General features: G+C 42.1%; 19 protein-coding genes. 3 read left to right on the top strand and 16 right to left on the bottom strand.

The window, feature by feature from the left end; translation table 11 throughout:
- Position 1: 1 nt before the first annotated feature.
- A complete protein-coding gene (gene mbcS / locus BN997_RS04370; protein ID WP_042529997.1) occupies positions 2-1582 on the bottom strand; it encodes an acyl-CoA synthetase MbcS in 1581 nt (526 codons plus the stop codon).
- 210 nt (positions 1583-1792) lie between these two features.
- On the opposite strand from mbcS, the gene BN997_RS04365 reads away from it, so the two are divergent.
- Positions 1793-2806, top strand: coding sequence for a YcjF family protein (locus BN997_RS04365; RefSeq protein ID WP_042529995.1), 1014 nt, complete (start codon positions 1793-1795; stop codon positions 2804-2806).
- Between the two features lie 82 nt (positions 2807-2888).
- Here BN997_RS04365 and BN997_RS04360 read toward each other — a convergent pair whose 3' ends face one another.
- The 5 genes from BN997_RS04360 to BN997_RS04340 form a co-directional block, all read right to left on the bottom strand.
- Positions 2889-3446: a GNAT family N-acetyltransferase gene (locus BN997_RS04360; protein ID WP_042529993.1), complete on the bottom strand. Its 558-nt coding sequence runs from the start codon at positions 3444-3446 to the stop codon at positions 2889-2891.
- A gap of 185 nt (positions 3447-3631) precedes the next feature.
- Positions 3632-5044, bottom strand: a complete 1413-nt coding sequence (locus BN997_RS04355) for a SpoVR family protein (protein ID WP_425311612.1) — start codon at positions 5042-5044, stop codon at positions 3632-3634.
- Between the two features lie 112 nt (positions 5045-5156).
- The gene (gene yhbH, locus BN997_RS04350; protein WP_139089015.1) at positions 5157-6323 is read right to left on the bottom strand and encodes a sporulation protein YhbH; all 1167 of its coding nucleotides are present in this window, start codon (positions 6321-6323) and stop codon (positions 5157-5159) included.
- A 239-nt stretch (positions 6324-6562) separates the two neighbouring features.
- Positions 6563-8458 (bottom strand): PrkA family serine protein kinase, encoded by a 1896-nt coding sequence (locus tag BN997_RS04345; RefSeq protein ID WP_042529987.1) that lies wholly within the window; start codon positions 8456-8458, stop codon positions 6563-6565.
- A gap of 153 nt (positions 8459-8611) precedes the next feature.
- Positions 8612-9052, bottom strand: a complete 441-nt coding sequence (locus BN997_RS04340; protein WP_042529985.1) for a hypothetical protein — start codon at positions 9050-9052, stop codon at positions 8612-8614.
- Between the two features lie 556 nt (positions 9053-9608).
- Between BN997_RS04340 and BN997_RS04335 the strand changes: the two genes are divergently transcribed.
- On the top strand, positions 9609-10409 hold the full coding sequence (locus tag BN997_RS04335) for a Cof-type HAD-IIB family hydrolase (RefSeq protein WP_042529983.1): 801 nt from the start codon (positions 9609-9611) through the stop codon (positions 10407-10409).
- Between the two features lie 419 nt (positions 10410-10828).
- Positions 10829-12880, top strand: coding sequence for a catalase (locus BN997_RS04330; RefSeq protein ID WP_042529981.1), 2052 nt, complete (start codon positions 10829-10831; stop codon positions 12878-12880).
- A gap of 74 nt (positions 12881-12954) precedes the next feature.
- Here the strand turns inward: BN997_RS04330 and BN997_RS04325 are convergent, their stop codons facing one another.
- The 10 genes from BN997_RS04325 to pxpB form a co-directional block, all read right to left on the bottom strand.
- Entirely contained in the window at positions 12955-13785 is an 831-nt protein-coding gene (locus BN997_RS04325; protein ID WP_042529979.1) for an aldo/keto reductase, read from the bottom strand.
- A 116-nt stretch (positions 13786-13901) separates the two neighbouring features.
- Positions 13902-14846, bottom strand: a complete 945-nt coding sequence (locus BN997_RS04320) for an MBL fold metallo-hydrolase (protein ID WP_042529977.1) — start codon at positions 14844-14846, stop codon at positions 13902-13904.
- Between the two features lie 30 nt (positions 14847-14876).
- Entirely contained in the window at positions 14877-15653 is a 777-nt protein-coding gene (locus tag BN997_RS04315; protein ID WP_042529975.1) for an enoyl-CoA hydratase/isomerase family protein, read from the bottom strand.
- A gap of 21 nt (positions 15654-15674) precedes the next feature.
- Positions 15675-16631 (bottom strand): NAD(P)H-dependent flavin oxidoreductase, encoded by a 957-nt coding sequence (locus BN997_RS04310; protein WP_042529973.1) that lies wholly within the window; start codon positions 16629-16631, stop codon positions 15675-15677.
- A gap of 70 nt (positions 16632-16701) precedes the next feature.
- The gene (locus BN997_RS04305; protein ID WP_042529971.1) at positions 16702-18324 is read right to left on the bottom strand and encodes a long-chain fatty acid--CoA ligase; all 1623 of its coding nucleotides are present in this window, start codon (positions 18322-18324) and stop codon (positions 16702-16704) included.
- A 14-nt stretch (positions 18325-18338) separates the two neighbouring features.
- Positions 18339-19496, bottom strand: coding sequence for a thiolase family protein (locus tag BN997_RS04300; protein WP_042529969.1), 1158 nt, complete (start codon positions 19494-19496; stop codon positions 18339-18341).
- Between the two features lie 241 nt (positions 19497-19737).
- A complete protein-coding gene (locus tag BN997_RS04295; RefSeq protein WP_042529967.1) occupies positions 19738-21156 on the bottom strand; it encodes a hypothetical protein in 1419 nt (472 codons plus the stop codon).
- 82 nt (positions 21157-21238) lie between these two features.
- A complete protein-coding gene (locus BN997_RS04290; protein ID WP_042529965.1) occupies positions 21239-22198 on the bottom strand; it encodes a 5-oxoprolinase subunit C family protein in 960 nt (319 codons plus the stop codon).
- Positions 22195-22344: a hypothetical protein gene (locus BN997_RS23085; protein WP_175297004.1), complete on the bottom strand. Its 150-nt coding sequence runs from the start codon at positions 22342-22344 to the stop codon at positions 22195-22197. The genes BN997_RS04290 and BN997_RS23085 overlap by 4 nt, the downstream gene beginning before the upstream one ends.
- Positions 22341-23072 carry a 5-oxoprolinase subunit PxpB gene (pxpB, locus tag BN997_RS04285; RefSeq protein WP_042529963.1) on the bottom strand — a complete coding sequence of 244 codons (732 nt, stop codon included), beginning with the start codon at positions 23070-23072 and terminating at the stop codon, positions 22341-22343. The genes BN997_RS23085 and pxpB overlap by 4 nt, the downstream gene beginning before the upstream one ends.
- Positions 23073-23162: the final 90 nt, after the last annotated feature.

The raw sequence follows: 23162 nt of genomic DNA, 5'->3' as shown, positions 1-23162 counted from the left end.
CTCACTTAAAAGAATTATTATATTCTTTCTGTCTTAACTCCACACGCCGAATTTTACCAGAGGATGTTTTCGGCAATTCAGAAACAAATTCAATTTTTCGCGGATACTTATATGGTGCGATTTCATGCTTTACATAGCTCTGCAGGGCTGCAACTACTTCGCTATTTCCAATAATATTATCTTGTAAAATAACAAATGCCTTTACAACATTGCCTCTTACCGGGTCTGGGCTGGCAACGACAGCACATTCTTTCACATCCGGATGTTTTACGAGCGTATCCTCCACTTCAAAAGGTCCAATCGTATAGCCGGAGCTGATAATAATATCATCGCTTCTTCCTTCAAACCAGAAATAACCGTCCTCATCCATGCTTGCCTGGTCTCCGGTAACATAATAATCTCCGCGCTGTGTTCTTTTCGTTTTTTCCTCGTCTTTATAATACCCTTTAAACAAAGCAGCTGTATCAAGCGGAATGGCAATATCTCCAACCTCACCAGTTTTCACCAGCTTCCCGTCTTCATCAATAATAACGACATCATTTCCCGGAGTTGGTTTCCCCATTGAACCCGGGCGTACTTCCATCCCTTTTAAGAATCCGAGCAGCAAGGTACTTTCTGTCTGCCCGTAACCATCTCTGACTGTCACATCAAAATGATGTCTGAACTTATCAATCACTTCACGGTTTAAAGGTTCTCCGGCAGAAACTGTGCTATGCAGTGCATTCAAATTGTAATCATCTAAATTAGAAAGCTTCGCCATTAAACGGTACTCTGTCGGCGTACAGCAAAGCACATTAACCTGATGCTTTTCCAGCAGCTCCAAATATTTTGCTGCATCGAATCTTCCTGAATAGACAAACGCTGTTGCTCCCATCCCCATAATGGATAAAAATGGACTCCATACCCATTTCTGCCATCCGGGTGCAGCAGTTGCCCAAACTGTATCGCCATCTTGAATACTGAGCCAATAACGAGGAGCAGAGGACATATGTGCAAATCCCCAGCCATGAGAATGAATAACTGCCTTTGGATTTCCTGTTGTTCCGGATGTATAAGATAAAATGGCAATATCGTCTCTTGATGTTTCTACCGTTTCTAACTGATCAGAAGCTGCTGCTTTTTCTTTATCAATTGATACCCAGTTTTCTATCTCTTTTCCCACACTGAATTTAGCAAGCTGCTCATACTCTACAACTCTTTTAAACTCTTCCACACATGCTTCTGTCGCAACAACTGCATCAATTTCGCCATGTGAGATACGAAATTGCAAATCCTTGGTCCGCAGCATCTCAGAGCTTGGTATAATAATCATTCCTGTTTTTAAGGCTGCAATATATAGTTCATACGCTTCAATACAGCGCGGCAGCATAATCATTATTTTATCTCCGCGTTTTAAACCGTGATTTAACAGGATATTCCCTGCCTTATTTGCATTCTTTATCAGATTCGTATACGTGATTTCTTTTATATCTCCATTTTCTTCTTCTAAAATAACCGCTTTTCTTCCTTCATCTGCAGCATATTTTTCAAATTCAGAAGTAATATTATATAATGCAGGTGCAATCAAATCTGATTTTTTCATCTTATTCCTCCTCAAATTAGTACCTCGTACTATACGTTAGTCATTATATCAAGAAATAAGAACAAGTTCAAAAGGATTTAAATTTTCTGATAGGATTAAAGGTATAAAATTCTTCCTTCTCTCTTTTAGACAGCTAAAATTATATCCCTCTGTAAATAATGGTGTATGATAATAATTAAAAGGGAATAGTAACAGGAGGGAGTGTTGCTGATGTCAGCATTTAATGAGAAAGATTTCGATAAAGCTTATAATGAGGAAACGAAAAAAATAAATAAACAGCTCGATAAAGATATTATTTTCGCCATGATTGGGGACATCAATACGGGAAAATCATCTACCATTAACCAGCTTATTGGTGATGATGTCGCCAAAGTCGGTGCACGTCCTGGAGAAACGATTGGTATTGATAAATATGTATACCGGGACAAAATTATTTTCGCAGATACGCCCGGGCTTGATGATATCAACCACACTAATTCGGAAGAAACCTTTCGCTTTTACCGCGAAGCAGATGTCATTTTATTTTTCCTAAACGCAGCTGGAACAGTTTTTTCAGAAGGGGAAAGAAAGTCATTTGAAACCATCAGAAAAGAAAATAAGCAGATTGTTTTTATTTTAAATAAAATTGATGCAGCAGATGATATCCCGGCTCTCGTTCAATATGTGAAGGAGCATACGTCAAAACGTTATCCGGTTATCCCGATTTCCTCCCGGACCGGAGAGAATATTGATAAATTACGGAATGAGATATTAGAAATCCTGAAAAAAAAAGAAAAGGAAATTCAATTCGCAAGACTTATTAAAGAAAAGTCGCAGACGGCGAACAAATGGATTTTAGGCGCTTCGGCCTCAGCAACTGCTGTCGGAGCAACACCGCTTCCTGGATCAGATTTTATTCCATTGACAGGAATCCAAGTCGGGTTAATGATTAGACTGGCAACCTTATATGAAAAACCATTATCCAAAAAGAAAGCAAAGGAGCTGACAATTGCCACGATTACTGGTAATATCGGCAAAACTATCTTTCGTCAGGTCTCCAAATTTGTTCCTGGTGCAGGCTCTGTCATCGGCGGAAGTGTTGCAGGCGGGATGACACTTGCGATGGGGTATTCGGTGAAATATGCTTATGAAAATAATATTGAATTGAATGCAGAGACGTTGAAGTCTCTTTACAGTTATTTTTATAAAAGAGGGAAACAAGAGGAGAAGGAAGAAAAGGACTAAAAAATAGAATAAAGAAAAGGAAAAGAACGATTGCTTCTAACCTGCGAAGCAATCGTTCTTTTCCTCTATTATGGCGATATACTTACCCCTCAAACTCGCTCTTTAAAATAGAATATATCTTAATATCCTCTTGTTTCCCTTTTCTCCGCATCGACTTTCTCAATGTTCCTTCATAGATCATCCCTGTTTTTTCCATTAATTTATAGGAAGCTTCATTTTTCGGATGGCATCTTGCATGAATCCGTTCCAGCTTCACTTCTTCAAAACCAAAACGAACGATTTCCTGAACAGCTTCTGTTCCAATTCCCTTTCGCCAATATTTTCTAGAAAGCGCATAGGCGAGCTCGGCAGAATAATGCTTTTGATTCCAAGATAAGTCAATGGTGCCGATAACACGATTGTTTTCCTTCCAGACAATGACCCACGTTGCTCCCATATGACGTTTGTTACTAGCTAATATGAACTCTATAAAGCCTTCCGTATCCGCAAGCGTCTGATGCGCTCTCCAGGTCAGATATGTTGTTAGATTTAGGTCAGAAGCATAATCAAAAATATCCTGCAAATCTGTTTTTTCTACATTCCTTAAAATGAGCCGGTCCGTTTTCAATACTGGAAATGGACTAAACGGATTATTATTCACTTCCTCTCCTCCCTCTTCACGTAAAAAATTATTACAATTATATCCAAAAACAATCGTGTTTCCAAGTACTTTCTATATTACGAAATAGGAGACAAAACTAAAATGGATAACGAAAGAGACTCTTTCCTGTGTAGGTGCGAAAATAAAAGGCTGGTCAACTATCTGACCAGCCTCTTCTGCCATATTCAAATCCGCTGCTTATGCATCTCTTTCCCATCATACGTATACAGTGTTTCTTTTCCTTCAATAATTGTTTCTAAATGCACGGCTCTTCCCCATAATTGATAGACATATGGTAAAACATGCTCCAAATATTTAATATCCAGCTCAATACCTTCAAAACCATGCCGCAGATAGAGCTCTCCATTACGAAGATAGTCGCCATTTTCTACAGTAATATATGGAAAACCGCCGTTTACACGCTGAGAAACAAGCTGATCGCGTACTTCTACATAATCCTTTTCTGTAATCCGATAATCTCTTCCTTTTTTCTCAAAAAGATACATATCCTCTTTTGCGACCAATTCCTTCGTTAAATAGTTGCGGATAAAGGAAATATCAGACTCCATTTCCCTTACTTCAAAAATTTTATCTCTTCCTTTATTCGGTTCACATCCATTTCTTATCATTTCTTCCGTTGGATTATTATAACGCTCTTCAATATCCTCAAAGATTTTTATTCCTAAATAATATGGATTAATGGATGTCCGGGACGGCTGCACCACGCCGGCATTCAATTTTGCATATTCTAACGTTTCCGAGGAGGTTAAATCTAATTCCCGCATTATGCGCTGATGCCAATAGGATGCCCAGCCTTCATTCATTACCTTCGTTTCTAACTGCGGCCAGAAATAAAGCATTTCCTCGCGCATCATCGTTAATACGTCACGCTGCCAGTCTTCCAGTTCTCTGCTGTATTCTTCAATAAATAATAATAAGTCCTTTTCTGGAGAGGGGGGAATTTTCTTTTGTCTTTTTACCTTTTTCGTCTGCGAGCTTTTGCCACGCTGATCTAAACTCCACAGATCATCGTACTCACCGCGTTTTTTGTGAGTGTCCTCCTCTATCATATCATCCGCTGCTTTGGGTGGCAGTTTAAACCGGACAATTGAAGGATCAATATGCTCCTGAATCGATAAAATTGCATCTAAAAAGCTCTCCACCTCTTCTTTTCCATGCACCATTTCATAATGGGCGATACGCTCTGCTGTTGCTGTCATACTTTCCACCATATCCTTGCGCGTATTTGCAAAGCGGATATTATTCTTAAAGAAATCACAATGCGCCAGAACATGGGCAATAATCAGCTTATTTTGAATCAGGCTGTTCGTATTTAACAAAAAGGCATAACAAGGATCCGAATTGATTACCAGCTCATAAATTTGGCTCAGGCCTAAATCATATTGCAGCTTCATCTTATGAAATTGCTTACCAAAGCTCCAATGGGTAAAACGTGTCGGCATCCCATAAGCGCCAAATGTATAAATAATATCCGCCGGGCAAACCTCATAGCGCATCGGATAAAAATCCAGACCAAACCCTTTGGCTACCTCCGTAATTTCTTCGATAGCTTTTGTTAACTCCTTTGTTTCGCTCAAGTAGATTCCTCCCTTTATTCAGCTATTAGTCTATGTCCTCTGAATAAAATCTTGCCATTCCTATAAAACAGCTCAAAGATTAGTATATTTCTTTGAGCTGTTCGTTTTTTTTCTATATGCGTGCTGCTGTCTTTTGAAAAAAGCTTTTCATCGCATGATAGACATCCGCTTTTTCTTTTAATACATAGTGCTTAAACTTCGGATGGTCAATCGTTTTATAAGCATTCATCAACGTAGAATAGCGGTTATAGCCATTGACTTCTCCGTAACCAAACATATTCGATTTCTCCATCAGCTGATGGACTAACTCAATGCATGTCTTGTTATCCGAGCTAATATTCTCTCCGTCTGAAAAATGAAAAGGATAAATATTATAGCGGGACGGGGGATATTTTTCTTCAATGACCTCCAACGCTTTATAATACGCAGATGAACAAATCGTTCCGCCGCTCTCTCCTTTAGAGAAAAAAGCCTCTTCTGTCACCACTTTCGCCTCTGTATGGTGAGCAATAAATTCAAATTCAACACTTTCATATTTTGTTTTCAAAAAACGGTTCATCCAGAAAAAGAAGCTGCGGGCTATATACTTCTCAAATGCGCCCATCGAAGCACTTGTATCCATCATCGCCAGGACAACCGCTTTGGAATCGTGCCGGATGACTTCATTCCAGGTCTTAAAACGCAGATCATCGTTATAAATTGGCGTGATTTGTGCCTTTCCATCCCGCGCATTCCGCTTTAATGCGGTTAATATCGTTCGTTTCTTATCTACATTTCCCATTAACCCTTTTTTACGCACATCATTAAATTCGACTTTTTCCGTAATAATCTCTGATTTTTCTTTTTCCTGCAGATTAGGAAGCTCTAATTCTCGGAATAATGCGTCTTCTATCTCTGCAATGGATACTTCCGATTCATAATAATCCTGTCCCGGCTTATCCCCGGCTTTCTTGCCATTGCCGGCTCCCGCCTGCTGCCCGTCTCCAGGCGCGCGTGCGACGACATCTCCAACCTCTGAATCTCCATTTCCTTGCCCTACATGCTTTGATTTTTCATAGTTATATCTGATTTTATATTCATCCAGCGAACGAATCGGGATTTTCACTACATCCTTGCCATTGGACATAATGATATTTTCTTCACTGACCAGGTCAGGCAGGTTTTTCTTGATGGCATCTTTTATTTTCTCATTATGGCGCTGCTGATCCTGATAACCCTTTCGATGGAGAGACCAGTTTTCTTGGGAGACGACGAAATTATGCTCTTGCTCATTGGACACTCGAATCCTCTCCTTATATTTGAATTGTTTCCAATCATCAGTTTATGGTACAAACAGTTTTAGAAACATGCTTTATCTATTGTATGCAAGAAGGGATAAGTTATTGCAGACGGATTAAAAGAATTTGAGGTTTTTAGAAAAGCTTATTTCCTTTTATCAGGTAAGTTAAAAAGTGGTATCCATGTTCATCTGGATACCACTTTTCATTTTTCTAAGATGAAATAAATATAAACACTGCTTTATCGATTCAGTAAACTTCCTACATAACGCAGCAGTTCATTCGCAGACACCGAATTATACCCATGCTCATCAATCAGACGGGCAATCACTTCATTAATCTTTTTCAGCTGCGATTCATTCGGTGTTTTCGATGAGGTTGTAATTTTCACAACGTCTTTCAAATCAGCAAATAATTTCTTTTGAATCGCTTCACGCAAACGCTCATGCGATTGATAATCAAATCGCTTTCCTTTACGCGCATAAGCAGATAAACGGATTAAGATTTCTTCCCGGAAGCCTTTTTTTGCATTTTCCGAGATGCCAATCTGCTCCTCAATCGAACGCATCAGCTTTTCATCTGGATTCATTTCTTCTCCAGTGAGCGGATCACGTAATTTATTCTGGTTACAATATGCCTCAACATTATCCAGATAGTTATCCATTAAGGTCTTCGCTGATTCTTCATACGAATAAACGAATGCTTTCTGTACTTCTTTTTTCGCAATCTCATCATATTCTTTCCGGGCAATCGAAATATAGTTTAAATATTTATCCAGATCATCCTTGGAAATAGACGGATGCTGGTTTAATCCCTCCTTCAGCGAACGTAATACATCCAGTGCGTTGATAGAAGGGATTTCTTTACGGATAATCGTGGAGGAAATACGGTTGATGACATAGCGCGGATCGATCCCAGCCATTCCCTCATCCGTATACTCATTTGAAAGTTCCTCTATATCAATCTGATTATATCCTTCCACACTTTCCCCGTCATAGAGACGCATCTTCTTTACGACATCGACACCCTGCTTTTTCGATTCCTTTAATCGGGTCAAAATGGAGAATATCGCCGCAGCCCGTAAAGCATGGGGAGCTACATGAACATCCGCAATATCACTTTCCTGAATCATTTTCTTATAGATTCGTTCTTCTTCACTGACCTTTAAATTATATGGAATCGGCATCACAATCATTCTGGAATGAAGTGCCTCATTCTTTTTATTGGAAATAAATGATTTATATTCTGATTCGTTCGTATGCGCTATAATCAGCTCATCTGCGGATATCAAAGCAAATCTCCCGGCTTTAAAATTTCCTTCCTGCGTCAGTGAAAGCAAGTGCCACAAGAATTTTTCATCACTTTTTAGAATCTCCTGAAACTCCATCATTCCGCGGTTGGCTTTATTTAACTCTCCATCGAACCGGTAAGCACGCGGATCGGATTCAGATCCAAACTCAGCAATCGTGGAAAAATCAATGCTGCCGGTTAAATCGGCAATATCCTGTGATTTCGGATCAGACGGGCTGAATGTCCCGATTCCTACCCTTTTATCCTCTGAGAAAAAGATTCGCTGTACCTTAACATCTTCAATCCTGCCGCCGTATTCCTTTTCTAAACGCATGGTATTCAATGGAGATAGGCTGCCTTCCACTCGTATACCATATTCTTCATGGAAATCTTCCCGCAAATGCTGTGGGATTAAGTGAAGAGGATCTTCATGCATTGGACAGTTTTTAATGGCATATACAGCCCCTTCATCGGTACGTGAATACTGCTCCAAGCCACGCTTCAGCAAACTGACAATAGTCGATTTTCCACCGCTGACCGGTCCCATTAACAGCAAAATTCGTTTTCTGACGTCCAGCCTTCTTGCTGCCGGATGAAAATACTCTTCTACTAAGCTTTCAATTGCTGATTCCAGACCAAAAATAGCTGATCCAAAAAACTCATACATTTTATGGTTATCTCTCTCCGTGACCCCTGCACTCTTGATCATATTATACACCCGGGAATGTGCAGTCTGTGCGATTGTCGGGTTTTCTTTCACCAGCTCTAAGTATTCCGCAAACGTGCCTTCCCATACCAGCTGTTTTTCTGCTTCTCTATCGTTTTTTACTTTATTTAAAATATCCATCGCAGGCTCCCTCCATCTTACAACGATTTCTATATCCTATGCAGTGGAAGTGTAAAACATGCTCTATGGAAATATTTTAGAAAAACATTCAGAGTTCATTTTTAAACGGATGTTTAAAAGTCCAATAACAAAACACGGCGGGGTGCCGTGTTTTTACTCAAGAACATTTTCATTATATGTATCAAAGTCATACCTTTCCCCTTGAATTATCGTATACCGGGTACTCCCCCGCTCCACTGTCCAGACTACTACCTCCCGTTCATCTGTCTGTGCGGTAACCACTGATAAATCCGGATTATCAGCTAATCCGGTCGATTCGATGTAATCGTCCTGCAGCTCTTTCTCGCGGATAAGCGTAATATTCATCATATTGACCCCGTACATGGTCCGGGCATCTTCTGCTAATTCATTCGTTAATTCATCAATTGGATGCTCTTCTAAATACTCCTCTGAAAAGTAGGAAGCTACATTTTCTTCTTCCTCCATAATCGCAGCTTGATACATATCATTGACTACCCGGGCACTATTCGGACTTAAACAGCCTGCCAGGAACAAAGGAATACATATCATCATTAGTAATACCAGGCGTTTCATATGAATTAACTCCTTATTTTTGTCTCTAACAAAATTTTTTATAATTAAAACATTATAACAAGTTACTTTTTTTGATGGGACTTCTAATCGCAGCAACGGTTTTAATAGACCGAGTAATCGCAGGTCTCCATGTTATCAGGTTAATATAATGAATTAAAAATTAGTATGGGTGGTGATAACACTATCTAGCGAAGGAAAAACACGGAGACTCCTGGTCGGCTAAGAACGGTCACGTCCTGTGACCAACGACCGACACTAGGACGTCCTGTCCGTCGTGGGAAAGCGCAGTGGGAAGACCCCGCAGGGAAAAAGGGCTCTTCTTTTTACCGAGGAGGCTGAGCTCAAGCCCACGGAAAGCGGAGTGTTTTTCCGCAGCGACTGCTAGAAAGTAAAATATTGATTTCAACTCACTCACCTTGATTGTAAGCGATTCACATATATTTGTGAAGAATAATCTTAAGCGATAATTTTAATTATTATAATAGTCAACAGTTGAATCTATACAGCAGTTCCATCATAATAGAAAGCGTATAATGAAGGTGAAATGAGGGATAAAATGGTACCAGATAAAAGTATTCTGTTTTTTGATATTGATGGGACATTATTGACAGAAGAGGAAAGAACCCTGCCTGAATCAACGAAGAAAGCCATTTTCAAGCTGAAGGAACTTGGTCATGAGGTTGCCATCGCAACAGGCCGGGCCAAATTCTTATTTGATGATTTACGAGACGAATTAGGTATTGACACTTACATAAGCTATAACGGGCAATATGTGGTGTGCCGCGGGGAAGTTGTCTATGCGAACACAATCAATCCAGAGACGTTAGAGGAATTAACCGCATTTGCTTTAAAAAATAACCATCCTGTTGTCTATATGAATGATAAAAAAATGACAACTAATGTGCCGAATGACCATCCATATATAGAAGAAAGCATTGCAACATTAAAGGTAGATGCTTATCCAGAACAGGAAGAGCATAATACGGCCCGGCAAAGTGACATTTATCAGAGCCTCCTTTTCAACACAGAAGGCGAAGAAAAGATTTATCAGGATACATTCACAAACTTAGATTTTGTCCGGTGGCATCCAAAATCGCTAGATGTCCTTCCAAAAGGCGGATCAAAAGCATTAGGTATTAAAAAACTGCTTGAGTATCTCGATTTTCCGTCAGAAAGACAATACGCCTTCGGAGACGGTTTAAATGATATAGAAATGCTGCAGCTCGTTCCTAACAGTGTCGCCATGGGAAATGCCCTGCCGGAAGTAAAGGAAGCAGCTGCATTTGTTACGAAGGATGTAAGTGATGATGGCATTTCATACGCATTACAGCACCATGGACTGCTTCCGAAGGACTAAGATTCAGCCAAACATCATCATTCCCTTTACAACGGAGTAAAGAGCCTATCCCCCCGGGACGGCTCTTTTTTATCTGTTATCAGGCAAGACAATGTTAACACAGATAAATCTTTAAATATTAAGATTTTTTATTTTTTTTGATTCGCCCTCCAGCCATTTAGCTCGGGAAATCAGTCCCCACAACCCCAACACTGCCAATATAATAAACATAACGAGATTCATCCAGCCCATATGCCTTCCCCTCTCTCATGTCTGTCTTATTCTAATAATATTATATAACGCTAAACAATCAAACAAATTTTTTAAAAGATAATATGAACTCAGAAAACCTCCATTCTTCTCCTCTGGTCATATTTACCACTTCCAGCGAATATCCTTTTATTACTGTGAAAAAAATTCATTTAAAAGGAGGATAAGACATGACAGACCACAAGAATCGGGAGCCGGAAGAAAATAAAAAAATCAGACAGCTGGAGAAATTTTATAGAGATAATGAAGGGAAACCAATGACGACGGATGAAGCGGTTAAAATTTCGGATGATGAAAATACGCTAAGCGCCGGAGACCGCGGACCGCAGCTATTAGAGGATTTTATATATCGGGAAAAACTCTCCCACTTTGATAGAGAACGAATCCCAGAACGAAATGTTCACGCACGCGGATATGGAGCGCATGGCGTGTTTGAATGCTATGCATCACAATCTGATTTAACAGAGGCACATTTCTTACAAGATGCGGGCAGAAAAACACCTGTGTTTGTCCGTTTTTCACAGGTTGCCGGTTCCAGAGGTGCTAATGAAACACTCCGGGATGTGCGCGGCTTTGCCACCAAATTTTATACGGAGGAAGGAAACTTTGATTTAGTCGGCAATAATATCCCAATCTTTTTTATTCAGGATGGCATTAAATTTCCCGATTTGATTCATGCGCTAAAACCAGAACCAAATAATGAAATCCCTCAAGGCCAGACAGCACATGATACATTTTGGGATTTTATCGGAAGTAATGAAGAATCTGCCGCCATGATGATGTGGATTATGTCTGACCGCACCATCCCCCGCAGTTTTCGAACCATGCAGGGCTTTGGTGTGCATACATTCCGACTCGTAAATAAAGAAGGTGTATCGCATTTTTGTAAATTCCATTGGCAGCCAGTTCTAGGCGTTCATTCTCTGATTTGGGATGAAGCACAGAAAATCGGCGGTGCTGATCCGGATTTTCACCGGCGGGACTTATGGGAGAATATCGAGAAAGGTAATTTCCCCGAATACGAGCTTGGCATTCAAGTGATTCGAGAGGATCAGGAGTTTGATTTTGACTTCGATATTCTAGATTCTACCAAGCTGTGGCCGGAGGAGCTTATTCCCCTGAAGAAAATCGGGAAAATGACTTTAAACAAAAATGTCGAGAATGTATTTGCAGAGACAGAACAGGTTGCGCTTCATCCGGGAAATATTGTTCGCGGAATTGACTTTACAAATGATCCGCTGCTGCAAGGCAGACTGTTCTCCTATGCAGATACACAATTTTACCGTGTGGGCACTAATTTCAAACAAATTCCAATCAATCGCCCTATTCACACAGCACATAATAACCATCGTGATGGTGCAGCACGTTATGTGATTGATAAAGGACAGGTTGCCTACCATCAAAATTATCTGGCGAATAATACACCTTATCCTGTGCCGGGCGATAAAGGCGGATTTGTCACCTACCCTTCTCTGGTCGAAGGAAAAAAGGTACGTCAGACAGCACCCAGTTTTGAGGATCATTTTTCTCAAGGACGACTTTTTTGGAACAGCATGAGTGATGTGGAAAAAAGCCATATCCTGCAGGCATTCAGTTTCGAGCTTGGAAAAGTGAAGAATCCGGAAGTACGGGAGCGCGCGGTTCGTCTGATTGCCCATATCAGCAGACCGCTGGCTGTTTCGGTTGCCGAGGAGGTTGGCGTGCCAGCTCCGCCGGAAGCTATTCCAGAATCCGATGTGACCGCTTCCTCGCCGGCTTTAAGTATGCAAAATACAGTGTTTCGTACGGATACCTTAAAGGTCGGGGTGATTATTGATGAACAATATGACAGTAATGCTTTAAAAAACGCGATGGCGTCATGGGAAAAAGCAGGATTAGAGCCTGTTTTTGTAAGCAGAAGGCTCGGAACATTGGAAGGAACAAACGGGGATAGCCTTTCCGTTGATGAAACATTTTTAACCGGATCGCCGCTTCTGTATGATGGTTTATTTGTTATTGGCGGCCCATATGCTACCAGGGATTTTCATTTTATGACAAATCAATTTATTGTGGATCAGTTTAACCATTATAAGCCTATTGGCGGTATTGACGAAGGAGCAAAGTGGATAGAAGAAATTCATCTTCAAAATCGCCCCGGCGTCTTGACAAGCAGAGCCCCGACCGACGGCTTCTATAAAGCCTTTGTCAATGCAATGGCGAAACAGCGTTTTTGGGATCGATAAGAAAAAATGCGCCGCGCAGAATGTTTTTCAGCGCAGCGCATTTTTTACAGTTCTCTCTGACGGAAGCCCGAGAGTTATTTATCATATTCGTCTGGATTGGAACCAGAACGGCTATTTTCATTCAACGCATCGATCTGTTTCATTTCCTCATCCGTTAATTCAAAATCAAAAATATCCGCATTGGAAATGATGCGTTCCGGGGTAATTGATTTTGGAATGGTAACAACTTGATGCTGGACATCCCATCTTAAGATGATTTGCGCCGCATTCTTCCCGTATTTCTCTCCAATCGTAACAAGCGCTGGATGATTTAGCAGCTCTCCCCGTTTCAGCGGAGACCAGGCTTCCAGCTGGATGCCATGTCTTTCACAAAAAGCGCGCAAGCCTTCCTGCGTTAGATGCGGATGAAATTCCACTTGATCAACTGCCGGAACAACTTCTGCTTCTGCTAAAAGCCGCTCTAAATGCTGGATATGAAAATTACTCACACCAATGGCACGAACGCGTCCATCATGATAAAGCTTTTCCATTGCCTTCCACGTATCTATAAACGTTTCTTTTACAGGCCAATGAATCAGATATAAATCCAAATAATCGGTATCTAATTTTTCAAGACTTCTTTCAAATGCTTCTAATGTAGACGCATAGCCCTGCTCATCATTCCAGACTTTTGATGTCAGAAAAATATCCTTTCTCAGTATACCAGACTCCTTGATACCCTGCCCGACACTGGCTTCATTCTGGTAAAAAGAAGCGGTATCAATACTGCGATAACCATGCTCCAGCGCAGTTTTCACTGCGGCCACTGCTGTCTGTCCTTCTTCTACTTTATAGACTCCCAGTCCAAACGCAGGCATATCTACGCCATTATTTAATGTGACTGTACCCTGAAGGTGATTACTCATATCAGACATCCATCCTTTCTTATCTTTTCTATCATCTTATAACAATCAATCACGTAAAAGAAAGAAAAAGGAACTAGCAGATAATGCCGCCACTCTAAAATGGGCGGCATTGTCTGCTAGTTCGTTACATGATACATATACACACCATCTGTCAACTCGCGCGTACACTCCCCAGCCAGACGCAAATATTCTAAATGGGCGACCGTTTCACCTACTGCAAACCGCGTATCGTGAACAGCCAGCTTTTTCGGAAACAGCTTTTCCATTGTTTCATAAACCGTTAAGCCGGTTTTCAGCATTTCCTTTAGGCTGTTCAATCTTTCTTTATGATGGGTCTCTATTTCCTGAATTCGCTTGGATGCATTTTGGAACGGGTCGCCATGGGATGGAATAACCCATTCGACGTCCAGTTTCTTAATTTTCTCCAAGGAATTCAAATAATTTTCTAATGGGTTTGGGTCCCCGTGAAACCAATAGGAAATATTCGGAGTAATCCTCGGAAGAACATGATCCGTTGACAGCAGCACATTCTTTTCCTGATTATAAAAGGTGACTAAACCGTCTGAATGACCTGGTGTATGTATAATCTCATAGACATATTTCCCAAATTGAATCGTTTCCCCTTCCTTTAAAATGTTTTCCACCTTTGGATAAGGGGTTACTAATGGTGCAAATGCAGCAGTATTCTGCGTCAAAGCCCTGCTTTTCTCCTCGGGAATGCCCGCCCGATAATAATTCTCCCATAACTTTTCTAAAAAGGGCTGCTCCCAGGCCTGCAGCGCCGCCTGTAAATCAATTTCAGACATCCAAATGCGCGCATTGGTTCGTTCCTGCAGTTTCCCTGCATAACCAAAATGGTCTGGATGGTAATGAGAAACAATAATGTCCGTAATTTGTTTCCCTTCTATTTCCTTTTCCCATATTTTCTCCGTAGTTGTATTATGCAGACCTGCATCTAAAATCTTATAGCCGTCCGCTTCCTCAGCAATAAAACAATGGACATGATTTAAGCGGAACGGCAATGCTAAAGTAATCCGCTTTATCCCTAATTTATCTAACATCGGCGTCACTTCTTTCTAAACAATCCGCTTTTATTTTCCTTTAAAACTCGGTTTTCTTTTGTCAAAAAATGATTGAATCCCTTCTTTATTATCCTCTGTCTGCAGCAATAAGGTCTGGATAGCCGTTTCCTGCAGATCATTTGTACCGCTGCTCCATTCATCTGCATAGTTGACCATATGCTTTACAAATTTATTAGCAAGCGGCGGCCCGTTAACAATAAAGCCGGCATAATCAATGGCTGCTTCCACAACCTCGTCCTCTGTTACGCGATTAACAATGCCGCGCCGATATGCTTCTTCTGCTGAAACAGGTCTTCCTGAAGAAATCCATTCCTTCGCTACGGCACTTGGCAGGTTATCTGTCAGTTTTTTTACTAAGCCTAAATCCGGTATAATGCCTACATCGGTAAAACTGCATAGAAAGGCTGCATCCTTTTTAGCTACGACAAAATCTGCTGCAACGGCAATACTGAAGCCTGCTCCTGCGGCAAAGCCATGGACTGCGCTGATAACATATTTATCAAGATCCCGTATCGTCTGAATAATCTCTAATGCCTGCTTCATATATTCCATTATTTTCGCGCTGTTATCCAATGTATGAAGCACTTCCAAATCGCCGCCGGCTGAAAATATTTTTCCCTCTCCGCTGATGATGACAGCTTTGATATCCGAATCTTTTTCTGCGTCCGTCAGCGCTTCCACCAAGCCTCTCGCCATTACAATCGACAGGGCATTGCGTTTCTCCGGCCGGTTCATCTTTATCAAAGCAATCGCATCTTTCTTTTCGTATTTCACTGCATCTGTCATTGCCTTCTCTCCCTTTTTAAATCAAGTCAGCTGGTGTTGTTTTTTTGCTTGTGTATATGCTGTTTTTAATTCATCTACAGCTCCCTGCAGCGTCTGTATTTTCGTTGTTCCGCCAACTCCCTGGCCAGCGCCCCAAATATCCTTCCACGCTTTAACTGAGGAGTCCGACAGCTTTTTAAAATCAAGCCCGGCCTTTTCCGGTAAATTCTTTGGATCCAATCCAGCTTTGACAATACTGGGGATCAAGTAATTAGCAGGTATCCCGCTAAACGCAGGCGTATAGATAATATCCGCAGCCGCAGATTGAATAATCGATTCCTGGTAATCCGCACTTGCTCCGCTTTCCGCTGTCGCAATAAAATGGGTGCCAATATAGGCAAAATCAGCTCCTAGAAGCTCTGCGGCCAATATTTGCTCTCCTTTTGTAATGGTGCCCGCTAAAGCAACGGGGCCATTAAAAAAGCTGCGTACTTCCTCGATAAATGCAAAAGGATTTAGCGTTCCAGCATGTCCGCCAGCCCCGCTTGCTACTAAGATCAGCCCGTCACTGCCCTTTTCCAATGCCTTTTCAGCAAATTTCACATCCACCACATCGGATAAAACAAGACCTCCATAGCTATGAACAATCTTTACAACCGGAGATGGATCTCCTAACGATGTAATAACGATTGGCGGCTGATGCTTCTCGATCAGCTCCAAATCCTCGTAAAATCGTTTGTTGGAGGAGTGACTGATGAAGTTGACGCCCCAGGGTGCCATCGCTGCCTCTGGATTTGCTGCTTCTTTTTCCTGTAATCTCTCATTGATTTCAGCCATCCAGCTGTCTAAAACATCCTTCGTGCGGGCATTCAGAGCCGGAAATGTTCCAATGATTCCTGCTTCACATGCCCCGACAACCATGTTTGGGTTAGAAATTAAAAACATCGGAGCCATGATAACCGGCAGCTCCATTTTTTTCTTTATATCAGTCAATTGCATTTAACCAGCTCCTTTTCCATTAGAAAACACGGAAGCGCCGCTCCGCGCTTCCTGTTGAAAAAATTTGATATTATGAAGATGAATCAGATAAGGAAAGCATTTCTTCCACTTGATCCCGCAATGCCCGTTTCAAGAATTTCCCTACCGATGTTTTTGGGATTTCTTCCATAAATAGAACGCGGTCAGGAATCCAGTACTTTGCAAATTGTGGTGTTAAAAATTCTTTCACTTCTTCTTCCGTTAATGTTTTCTTCTCTTTTAATACCACGCATGCTACCGGACGCTCCTGCCACTTTGGATCCGGAACAGCAATCACCGAGGCTTCAAATACCGCTTCATGCGCCATTAATGCATTTTCGATATCGACCGAGGAAATCCACTCCCCGCCGCTTTTGATCATATCCTTGGTACGGTCCACGATTTTCACGGAGCCCTCTTCATCGATATTGACCACATCGCCTGTGTGAAGCCAGCCGTCCCGGAAGGATTCCTCACTGCGGTCATTTTTATAATATGCATCGGCAATCCACGGCCCTCTGACAAGCAATTCGCCTATTGTGTTTCCATCATGCGGGATATCGCCATGTTCATTGATTCCTCTAATTTCAATTCCCGGCACGACCATGCCTTGACGGGAGCGTAATTCCAGACGCTCCTCTTCATCCAGCTCCTGCTGATAGCTTTTTAAACGGGCCAGTGTCACAATCGGAGAGGTTTCTGTCATTCCATATGCATGAACAAAAGGAATATGATAGGTTGATTCAAATGTGCGGATCATCCCTTTTGGAGCAGCTGAGCCGCCGCAAAGAATACAGCGCAGACTGCTTGTATCGTAATTTCCCTGCTCCAGTGCCTGCAGAAAGCCCATCCAAATCGTCGGTACACCGGCTGCCATCGTCACTTTATAATCCTCAACCAGTTCTGCTAAAATCTGCGGTGTCGGCATCGGTCCCGGAAGCACCTGGGTTGTTCCAAACCATAATGCAGCAAATGGCATCCCCCACGCATTTACATGAAACATTGGAACAATAGGCATCGCAATATCTTCCTCTGATAAGCCTACGGTGTCCTTTAATCCCAGAGCCAGGCTATGTAAATAAATCCCGCGGTGAGAATAAGCAACACCCTTTGGCCTGCCCGTTGTTCCAGAGGTATAACATAAACCGGCAATTGTATTTTCATCAATAGCATCATCAAGCTCTGTGTCCGGGTCTGCTTCTTCAAGCAATGATTCATAGGATGCCATATTTGTTAGGCTTGTTTCAGGCAGCTCCTCCTTATCCGTCATCACAATAATTTTTTCTATATCCGTAATTTGGTCTTTCACGCGCTCGATCAATGGAAATAAATCCTCATCCACCAATAAGACTTTATCCTCTGCATGATTGATAATATAGGCTAAATCGTCTGGTGAAACACGGATATTGATTGTATGCAGTACGGCTCCCATCGTCGGAATCGCAAAGTAAGCCTCCAGATGACGGTGATGGTTCCAGGCTATTGTGCCGACTCTGTCCCCTTTTCCCACGCCTAAGCTTTTTAAAGCACCTGCCAGCCGGTGAATCCGTTCGGTTATTTTACTGTACGGAATGGTATGAACTCCGCTCAGCGTACGCGAAATAACTGTTTTATCAGCAAAGTATTTCTCCGCATGCTTCACCATAGTCGTTAAATTTAATTGGGTTTGCATCATTTTAAAATTCCTCCCTATTCCCCTGTCCATCGTTCCAAAATTGTCGCATTAGCCATTCCCAGCCCTTCACACATCGTCTGCAGACCAAAACGCGCTTCGAGCCGCTCCATGGTATGCATCATCGTTACCATCAATCTGGCTCCGCTTGCGCCTAAAGGATGCCCTAAGGCAATAGCTCCCCCGTCAATATTGACTTTTTCTTCATCTGCCCCTAATTCCTTCATCCACATTAAAGGAATGGATGCAAAGGCTTCATTCACTTCAAAAACATCGATATCTTCCATCGATAAACCAGCTTTTTTAAGAACCTTTTTAGTAGCTTCGATTGGACCTGTCAACATCTCTGTCGGATCAGAACCAATCACACTGCGGGTAAGAATACGAAAACGCGGAGTAAAGCCAAGCTCTTTGGCTTTATCAGCAGACATGATTAAAAGTGCTGCTGCACCGTCACTCATCTGACTGGCATTTCCCGCTGTGATTCCGCTCTCCTCTGTAAATAAATCAGGCAATGCATTCAGTTTCTCCATCGAGGTATCTCTTCTCGGCCCTTCATCTTGACAAAATTGAGCAGTGGTTCCATCCGCGCGCTTGACGGAAATAGGCATCATTTGTTGTCGAAAAAAGCCTTTTCCCTGCGCTTGTATCGCACGCTGATGACTCTTGAATGAATAATCATTCATTTTTTGGCGAGAAATCCCCCATTTTTCAGCAATATGAGCGGCTGCGACTCCTTGATGCACCATATCATAGTTATCTAGTAAAGCACGATTCCACTTTACACCCTGCTGGTTGGTTCCCATTGGCACACGTGACATACTTTCCACCCCGGCTGCTACCACAATATCCATATCCCCGCTCAAGATGGCCTGTGCAGCAAAATGTATGGCCTGCTGACCCGATCCGCATTGACGGTCAATCGTTGTTCCAGGAACACTGACCGGATAGCCGGCAATAAGCGCTGCCTGCCTGGCCACATCCACTGCCTGTTCTCCTGTCTGCGTGACGCATCCCATAATAACATCGTCAATGGCTGCTGCATCCAGATTGGTTCGTCTAACTAATTCCTTTAAAGGCGCTGCAGCTAATTCTTCTGCCCTTATCTCACTCAAAAAACCATTTCGTTTACCAATAGGTGTACGTACTGCCTCTACAATCACCGCATCCCGCATCGATACTCCTCCTTTTTCATTTGGAAAGGATATGAATCTATTATCATTTACAGCAAATCGATTTCCGGTGAACCCTATCAATATCCCTTATCAGTTATTAAATAAAAATGTAAAACAACCAAATAAAGTAAACGCTTTCAACATTCATTTTATGTTGTTCAAAAATGAATGTCAAGAGGGAAACAAGCAGGGTATGGCCTCCTAAGCCCATTTCCCCCAATCATTCCCTGCTCTATAAACATTATCCGGCCATATATGCCATTAGTTGAATATATGTCATCACCAAAGCATATAGCACCACAGCAAACACACCGTTAAACTGAAAACCATTTTTAAAGCCGCTCAAACCATTGGAGCCGCTTAAGACAATGATTGGCATAATCACCGGTGATAATAAAATTGATATTGAGCTTCCCAGCGTCACTGAAAGCACAATCAGCTCTGGAGGATACGGCAGGTGGATAGTCTGCAAAATACCAGCTACCAATACCATTACTGTCAACGGACCGAGACCGGCAAAGCCTAAGATAATTACCATAAACGGCAGCAGGTATAATAGATTGATAAATGGAGCGACTGCTTCTAAGGCATAGAGACTGTCGACAACCCAGCCGGCAAAGCCTGTTTTAGTCAATCCTGCAATCAGCATTCCTGCCCCAACCATCACGCATAGCTGATACGACTTGCCCGCCATCTCTTCTTTTACATAAAGTGCTGCAATATATGTTAATTTATATAAACGCTTCTTCACTAGATAATAGCTAAGTATCCATACGAGGATGGTTAAAGGGATCAGGACAAGCAATTCCATGTTCACCCAAGCGCTCAGGATAAAGATGGAACCGAAAAGAGAGAGAAAGAGAATCATAAATTCACGGACGATCCGCTTTGTCTCCCGTTTATTTCTCGTATGCTGCATAATCTCATCAATTTCATGCTGGAGGCCTCTTGTAAAGTTAACATGATACTTTTTATTCTCCAGCGGGAAGAACAAAATCGCAACGATGGTTCCTAATGCAGCTACCCCCAGCCCTTGCAGAATTGATTTCCATAAGGAAGCCTCCATTGCTTCCACCACATAGGCAAAGCTCGGAATACTGACTACCCACAGAACCGATAACGCAAACCCGCGCAGTATCGCTTTTCCTTTATATCTCTCCCACGCCTCACCCTTTTCGTCCTTTAAGATCATCGATACAAATTGATACAGCATAGGAATCGCGCCAAATAAGAGAAAATATGCGATTACTTGTGTAAAGGAAACCATTCCAAAATAAAATTTCTTACTCGTATCCACAAAATCATGCGCATAGCTGATGGCAGATTCTAAAAATGCTTCTTCCCGCAATACCCAGCTGACCATAGGGATGATAACTAATAATCCGACCATATTCCGCATCTGCAAAAGCCCTTCCCGCATTCCCGAAAGAAAAGAGGTGTCTACAGATAGAAAGATGATTACTCCAGTTAAAAACAAGCCTAATGGCATTTTCAAATGCAGCGGCCCGTAAAATAATGTTCCAAAGAAAATAATTCCAAACCCAAACCATACTAACAGTGTTAACAGCAGATGAACCTGCAAAAAATACGTGACAAAATGGATCATCGTAAAACCAATGATACAAATGACTAACGCCGGACTGACGAATTGTTTACTCATTATTGACTAGCTCCTATACGTTCGTGTTCTCTTTACTTTACCATGGAATCACCTTGTGTTAAAGCTCCCTTCAAATCAGCAATCACTCCTCTGACCGGACAGCTGTCCGGAGTATTTTAAAATAACGCTGCTGCGCCAGATAATCTGCGTGGGCTCTTTCTAAAGGAACCGATAAAAACCGCACCTCTGCCCCAATCTTCTTTTGCACCAGCTGAGGAATATCTGCGGCGATGACCGTAGCAATACGTGCGTATCCTCCTGTTGTCTGCCGGTCCGCTAAAAGCACGATCGGCTGACCATTTGCCGGCACCTGAATGGTACCGGGAAGCACAGCATCCGAAATAATGTCCGCTTTATCCACATGAGACAAAGCCTTCCCTTCTAAACGATAACCCATGCGATTGGACTGTTCAGTAATACGATAGCTTTCCTGAAGAAATTGCTGATAGATTGTGTCTGAAAAAGCAGATATATCCGGCCCGGTAATGACTCTGATTGGACGGTGCTGTTCATAATTTGGTATATCTGTCTTTTTTAAATACCTGCCTGCCCGGATGGATTTCAGATTTTTATCCTCTGCAGATAGGCGGTCTCCTTTTTGCAAGATTCTTCCCTCTATCCCGCCAAGATTGGCTTGCGCATAGGTAGACTTGCTCCCCATTACTGTTTCGGCATAAAATCCGCCGCTTACTGCCAGATAAGCATAGGTTCCATGAACCGGCTTGCCAAATGACAGAATCTGCCCTGTATAAACGCGGAAGGATTTCCATGGACAGACAGGCTCTCCGTCAACAGCTGCTGACAAATCTGCGCCGCCGACAGCAATGACCGCATCCTGTAAAAACTTCAATCGGGGGCCCATCAACATGATTTCCAACGTTGCTGCTTCCTCCGGATTGCCGACGAGCAGATTTGCAATGCGATGGGCAAAGGTGTCCATTGCTCCTGCCGTCGGAATACCGTATTTTTGATAGCCAATCCTTCCAGTGTCTTGGATACTGGTCGATAATCCAGGTTTCATGACTTCCAAGATTTCTTTCAACGTGAATCACCTGCCGTAACTACCTTCGAATACAGAGCACCATGCGATTTCACATGTCTGCACTGACTCCTGCAGCGTGCCGCAAATTCATTCATTGCGCCAAAGCTCTTTTTTGGATTCCCATTCAAAACGATATGCAAATTCATGATTGCTCCTCCTTTTCTTGGTTTATCTGAGGCTGGTAGCTTCCGTTTTCTACTGCTTCTTCTATTTTATAATAGGTTTGCAGATCAATTGCTTCAAACTGGAGCAGATCTCCGGATTGGATAAGGATTTTTTTCTCCCCCTTCGCATCATAAAGATGTACAGGAGTTTTGCCGATAATTCTCCAGCCTCCAGGGGATTCCAGCGGGTAAATCCCTGTCTGTTTATCCGCAATACCTACTGCCCCCTGCTCCACCATTTTTCTTGGATTATCCAGCCTTGGTACGGCAAGCTTTTCAGATAAACCGCCTAAATAAGGAAAGCCAGGCATAAAGCCCATCATATACACATAATAAAGCGGCTCCGTATGCAGACGAATCACTTCTTGAATGGAAAGTTTAGAGCGGGCAGCAACATCTTCCATATCTAAGGCAACCTCCTTGTCATAGCATACTGGAATCGTAATCTTTCTGGCTGCAGGAGGAGCTGTTTCCTCCATTATTTTTTGTAAATGGATAAGCTTTTTTTCAAGCTCTCTATAAGTGATTTCACTCGGATTATAATAAATCGTGATGGCAGTATATGCAGGAATCCATTCCGATACTCCCTGTATTGGATATTTTTCTAAGAGAGCGCCAAAGCGATGCACTGCGTTATTTACTTGTCTGTCAATGGCATTGCCAAAGGGAATTCGTACACCGCGGTCTCCGTATAGTTGAATAGGATACATGATTTATCACCTGCCTTTTTTGTTCTGAACTTTCTGTATTCATATTGTACACCTATTTTTTAGCAGAAACGAATGATTTGAACACGCAAA

Source organism: Oceanobacillus oncorhynchi (genome assembly GCF_000821065.1).
Lineage (GTDB): Bacteria > Bacillota > Bacilli > Bacillales > Amphibacillaceae > Oceanobacillus > Oceanobacillus oncorhynchi.
Note: the sequence above shows the minus strand (reverse complement) of the source record. Positions and strands in the feature narration are given on the sequence as shown.

Excerpts from the sequence above, each read along its gene's own strand:
- mbcS (WP_042529997.1), bottom strand. The coding sequence starts at position 1,582 with ATGAAAAAATCAGATTTGATTGCACCTGCATTATATAATATTACTTCT.
- BN997_RS04365 (WP_042529995.1), top strand. The coding sequence starts at position 1,793 with ATGTCAGCATTTAATGAGAAAGATTTCGATAAAGCTTATAATGAGGAA.
- BN997_RS04345 (WP_042529987.1), bottom strand. The coding sequence starts at position 8,458 with ATGGATATTTTAAATAAAGTAAAAAACGATAGAGAAGCAGAAAAACAG.
- BN997_RS04340 (WP_042529985.1), bottom strand. The coding sequence starts at position 9,052 with ATGAAACGCCTGGTATTACTAATGATGATATGTATTCCTTTGTTCCTG.
- BN997_RS04335 (WP_042529983.1), top strand. The coding sequence starts at position 9,609 with ATGGTACCAGATAAAAGTATTCTGTTTTTTGATATTGATGGGACATTA.
- BN997_RS04330 (WP_042529981.1), top strand. The coding sequence starts at position 10,829 with ATGACAGACCACAAGAATCGGGAGCCGGAAGAAAATAAAAAAATCAGA.
- BN997_RS04325 (WP_042529979.1), bottom strand. The coding sequence starts at position 13,785 with ATGAGTAATCACCTTCAGGGTACAGTCACATTAAATAATGGCGTAGAT.
- BN997_RS04320 (WP_042529977.1), bottom strand. The coding sequence starts at position 14,846 with ATGTTAGATAAATTAGGGATAAAGCGGATTACTTTAGCATTGCCGTTC.
- BN997_RS04315 (WP_042529975.1), bottom strand. The coding sequence starts at position 15,653 with ATGACAGATGCAGTGAAATACGAAAAGAAAGATGCGATTGCTTTGATA.
- BN997_RS04310 (WP_042529973.1), bottom strand. The coding sequence starts at position 16,631 with ATGCAATTGACTGATATAAAGAAAAAAATGGAGCTGCCGGTTATCATG.
- BN997_RS04305 (WP_042529971.1), bottom strand. The coding sequence starts at position 18,324 with ATGATGCAAACCCAATTAAATTTAACGACTATGGTGAAGCATGCGGAG.
- BN997_RS04300 (WP_042529969.1), bottom strand. The coding sequence starts at position 19,496 with ATGCGGGATGCGGTGATTGTAGAGGCAGTACGTACACCTATTGGTAAA.
- BN997_RS04295 (WP_042529967.1), bottom strand. The coding sequence starts at position 21,156 with ATGAGTAAACAATTCGTCAGTCCGGCGTTAGTCATTTGTATCATTGGT.
- BN997_RS23085 (WP_175297004.1), bottom strand. The coding sequence starts at position 22,344 with ATGAATTTGCATATCGTTTTGAATGGGAATCCAAAAAAGAGCTTTGGC.
- pxpB (WP_042529963.1), bottom strand. The coding sequence starts at position 23,072 with ATGTATCCTATTCAACTATACGGAGACCGCGGTGTACGAATTCCCTTT.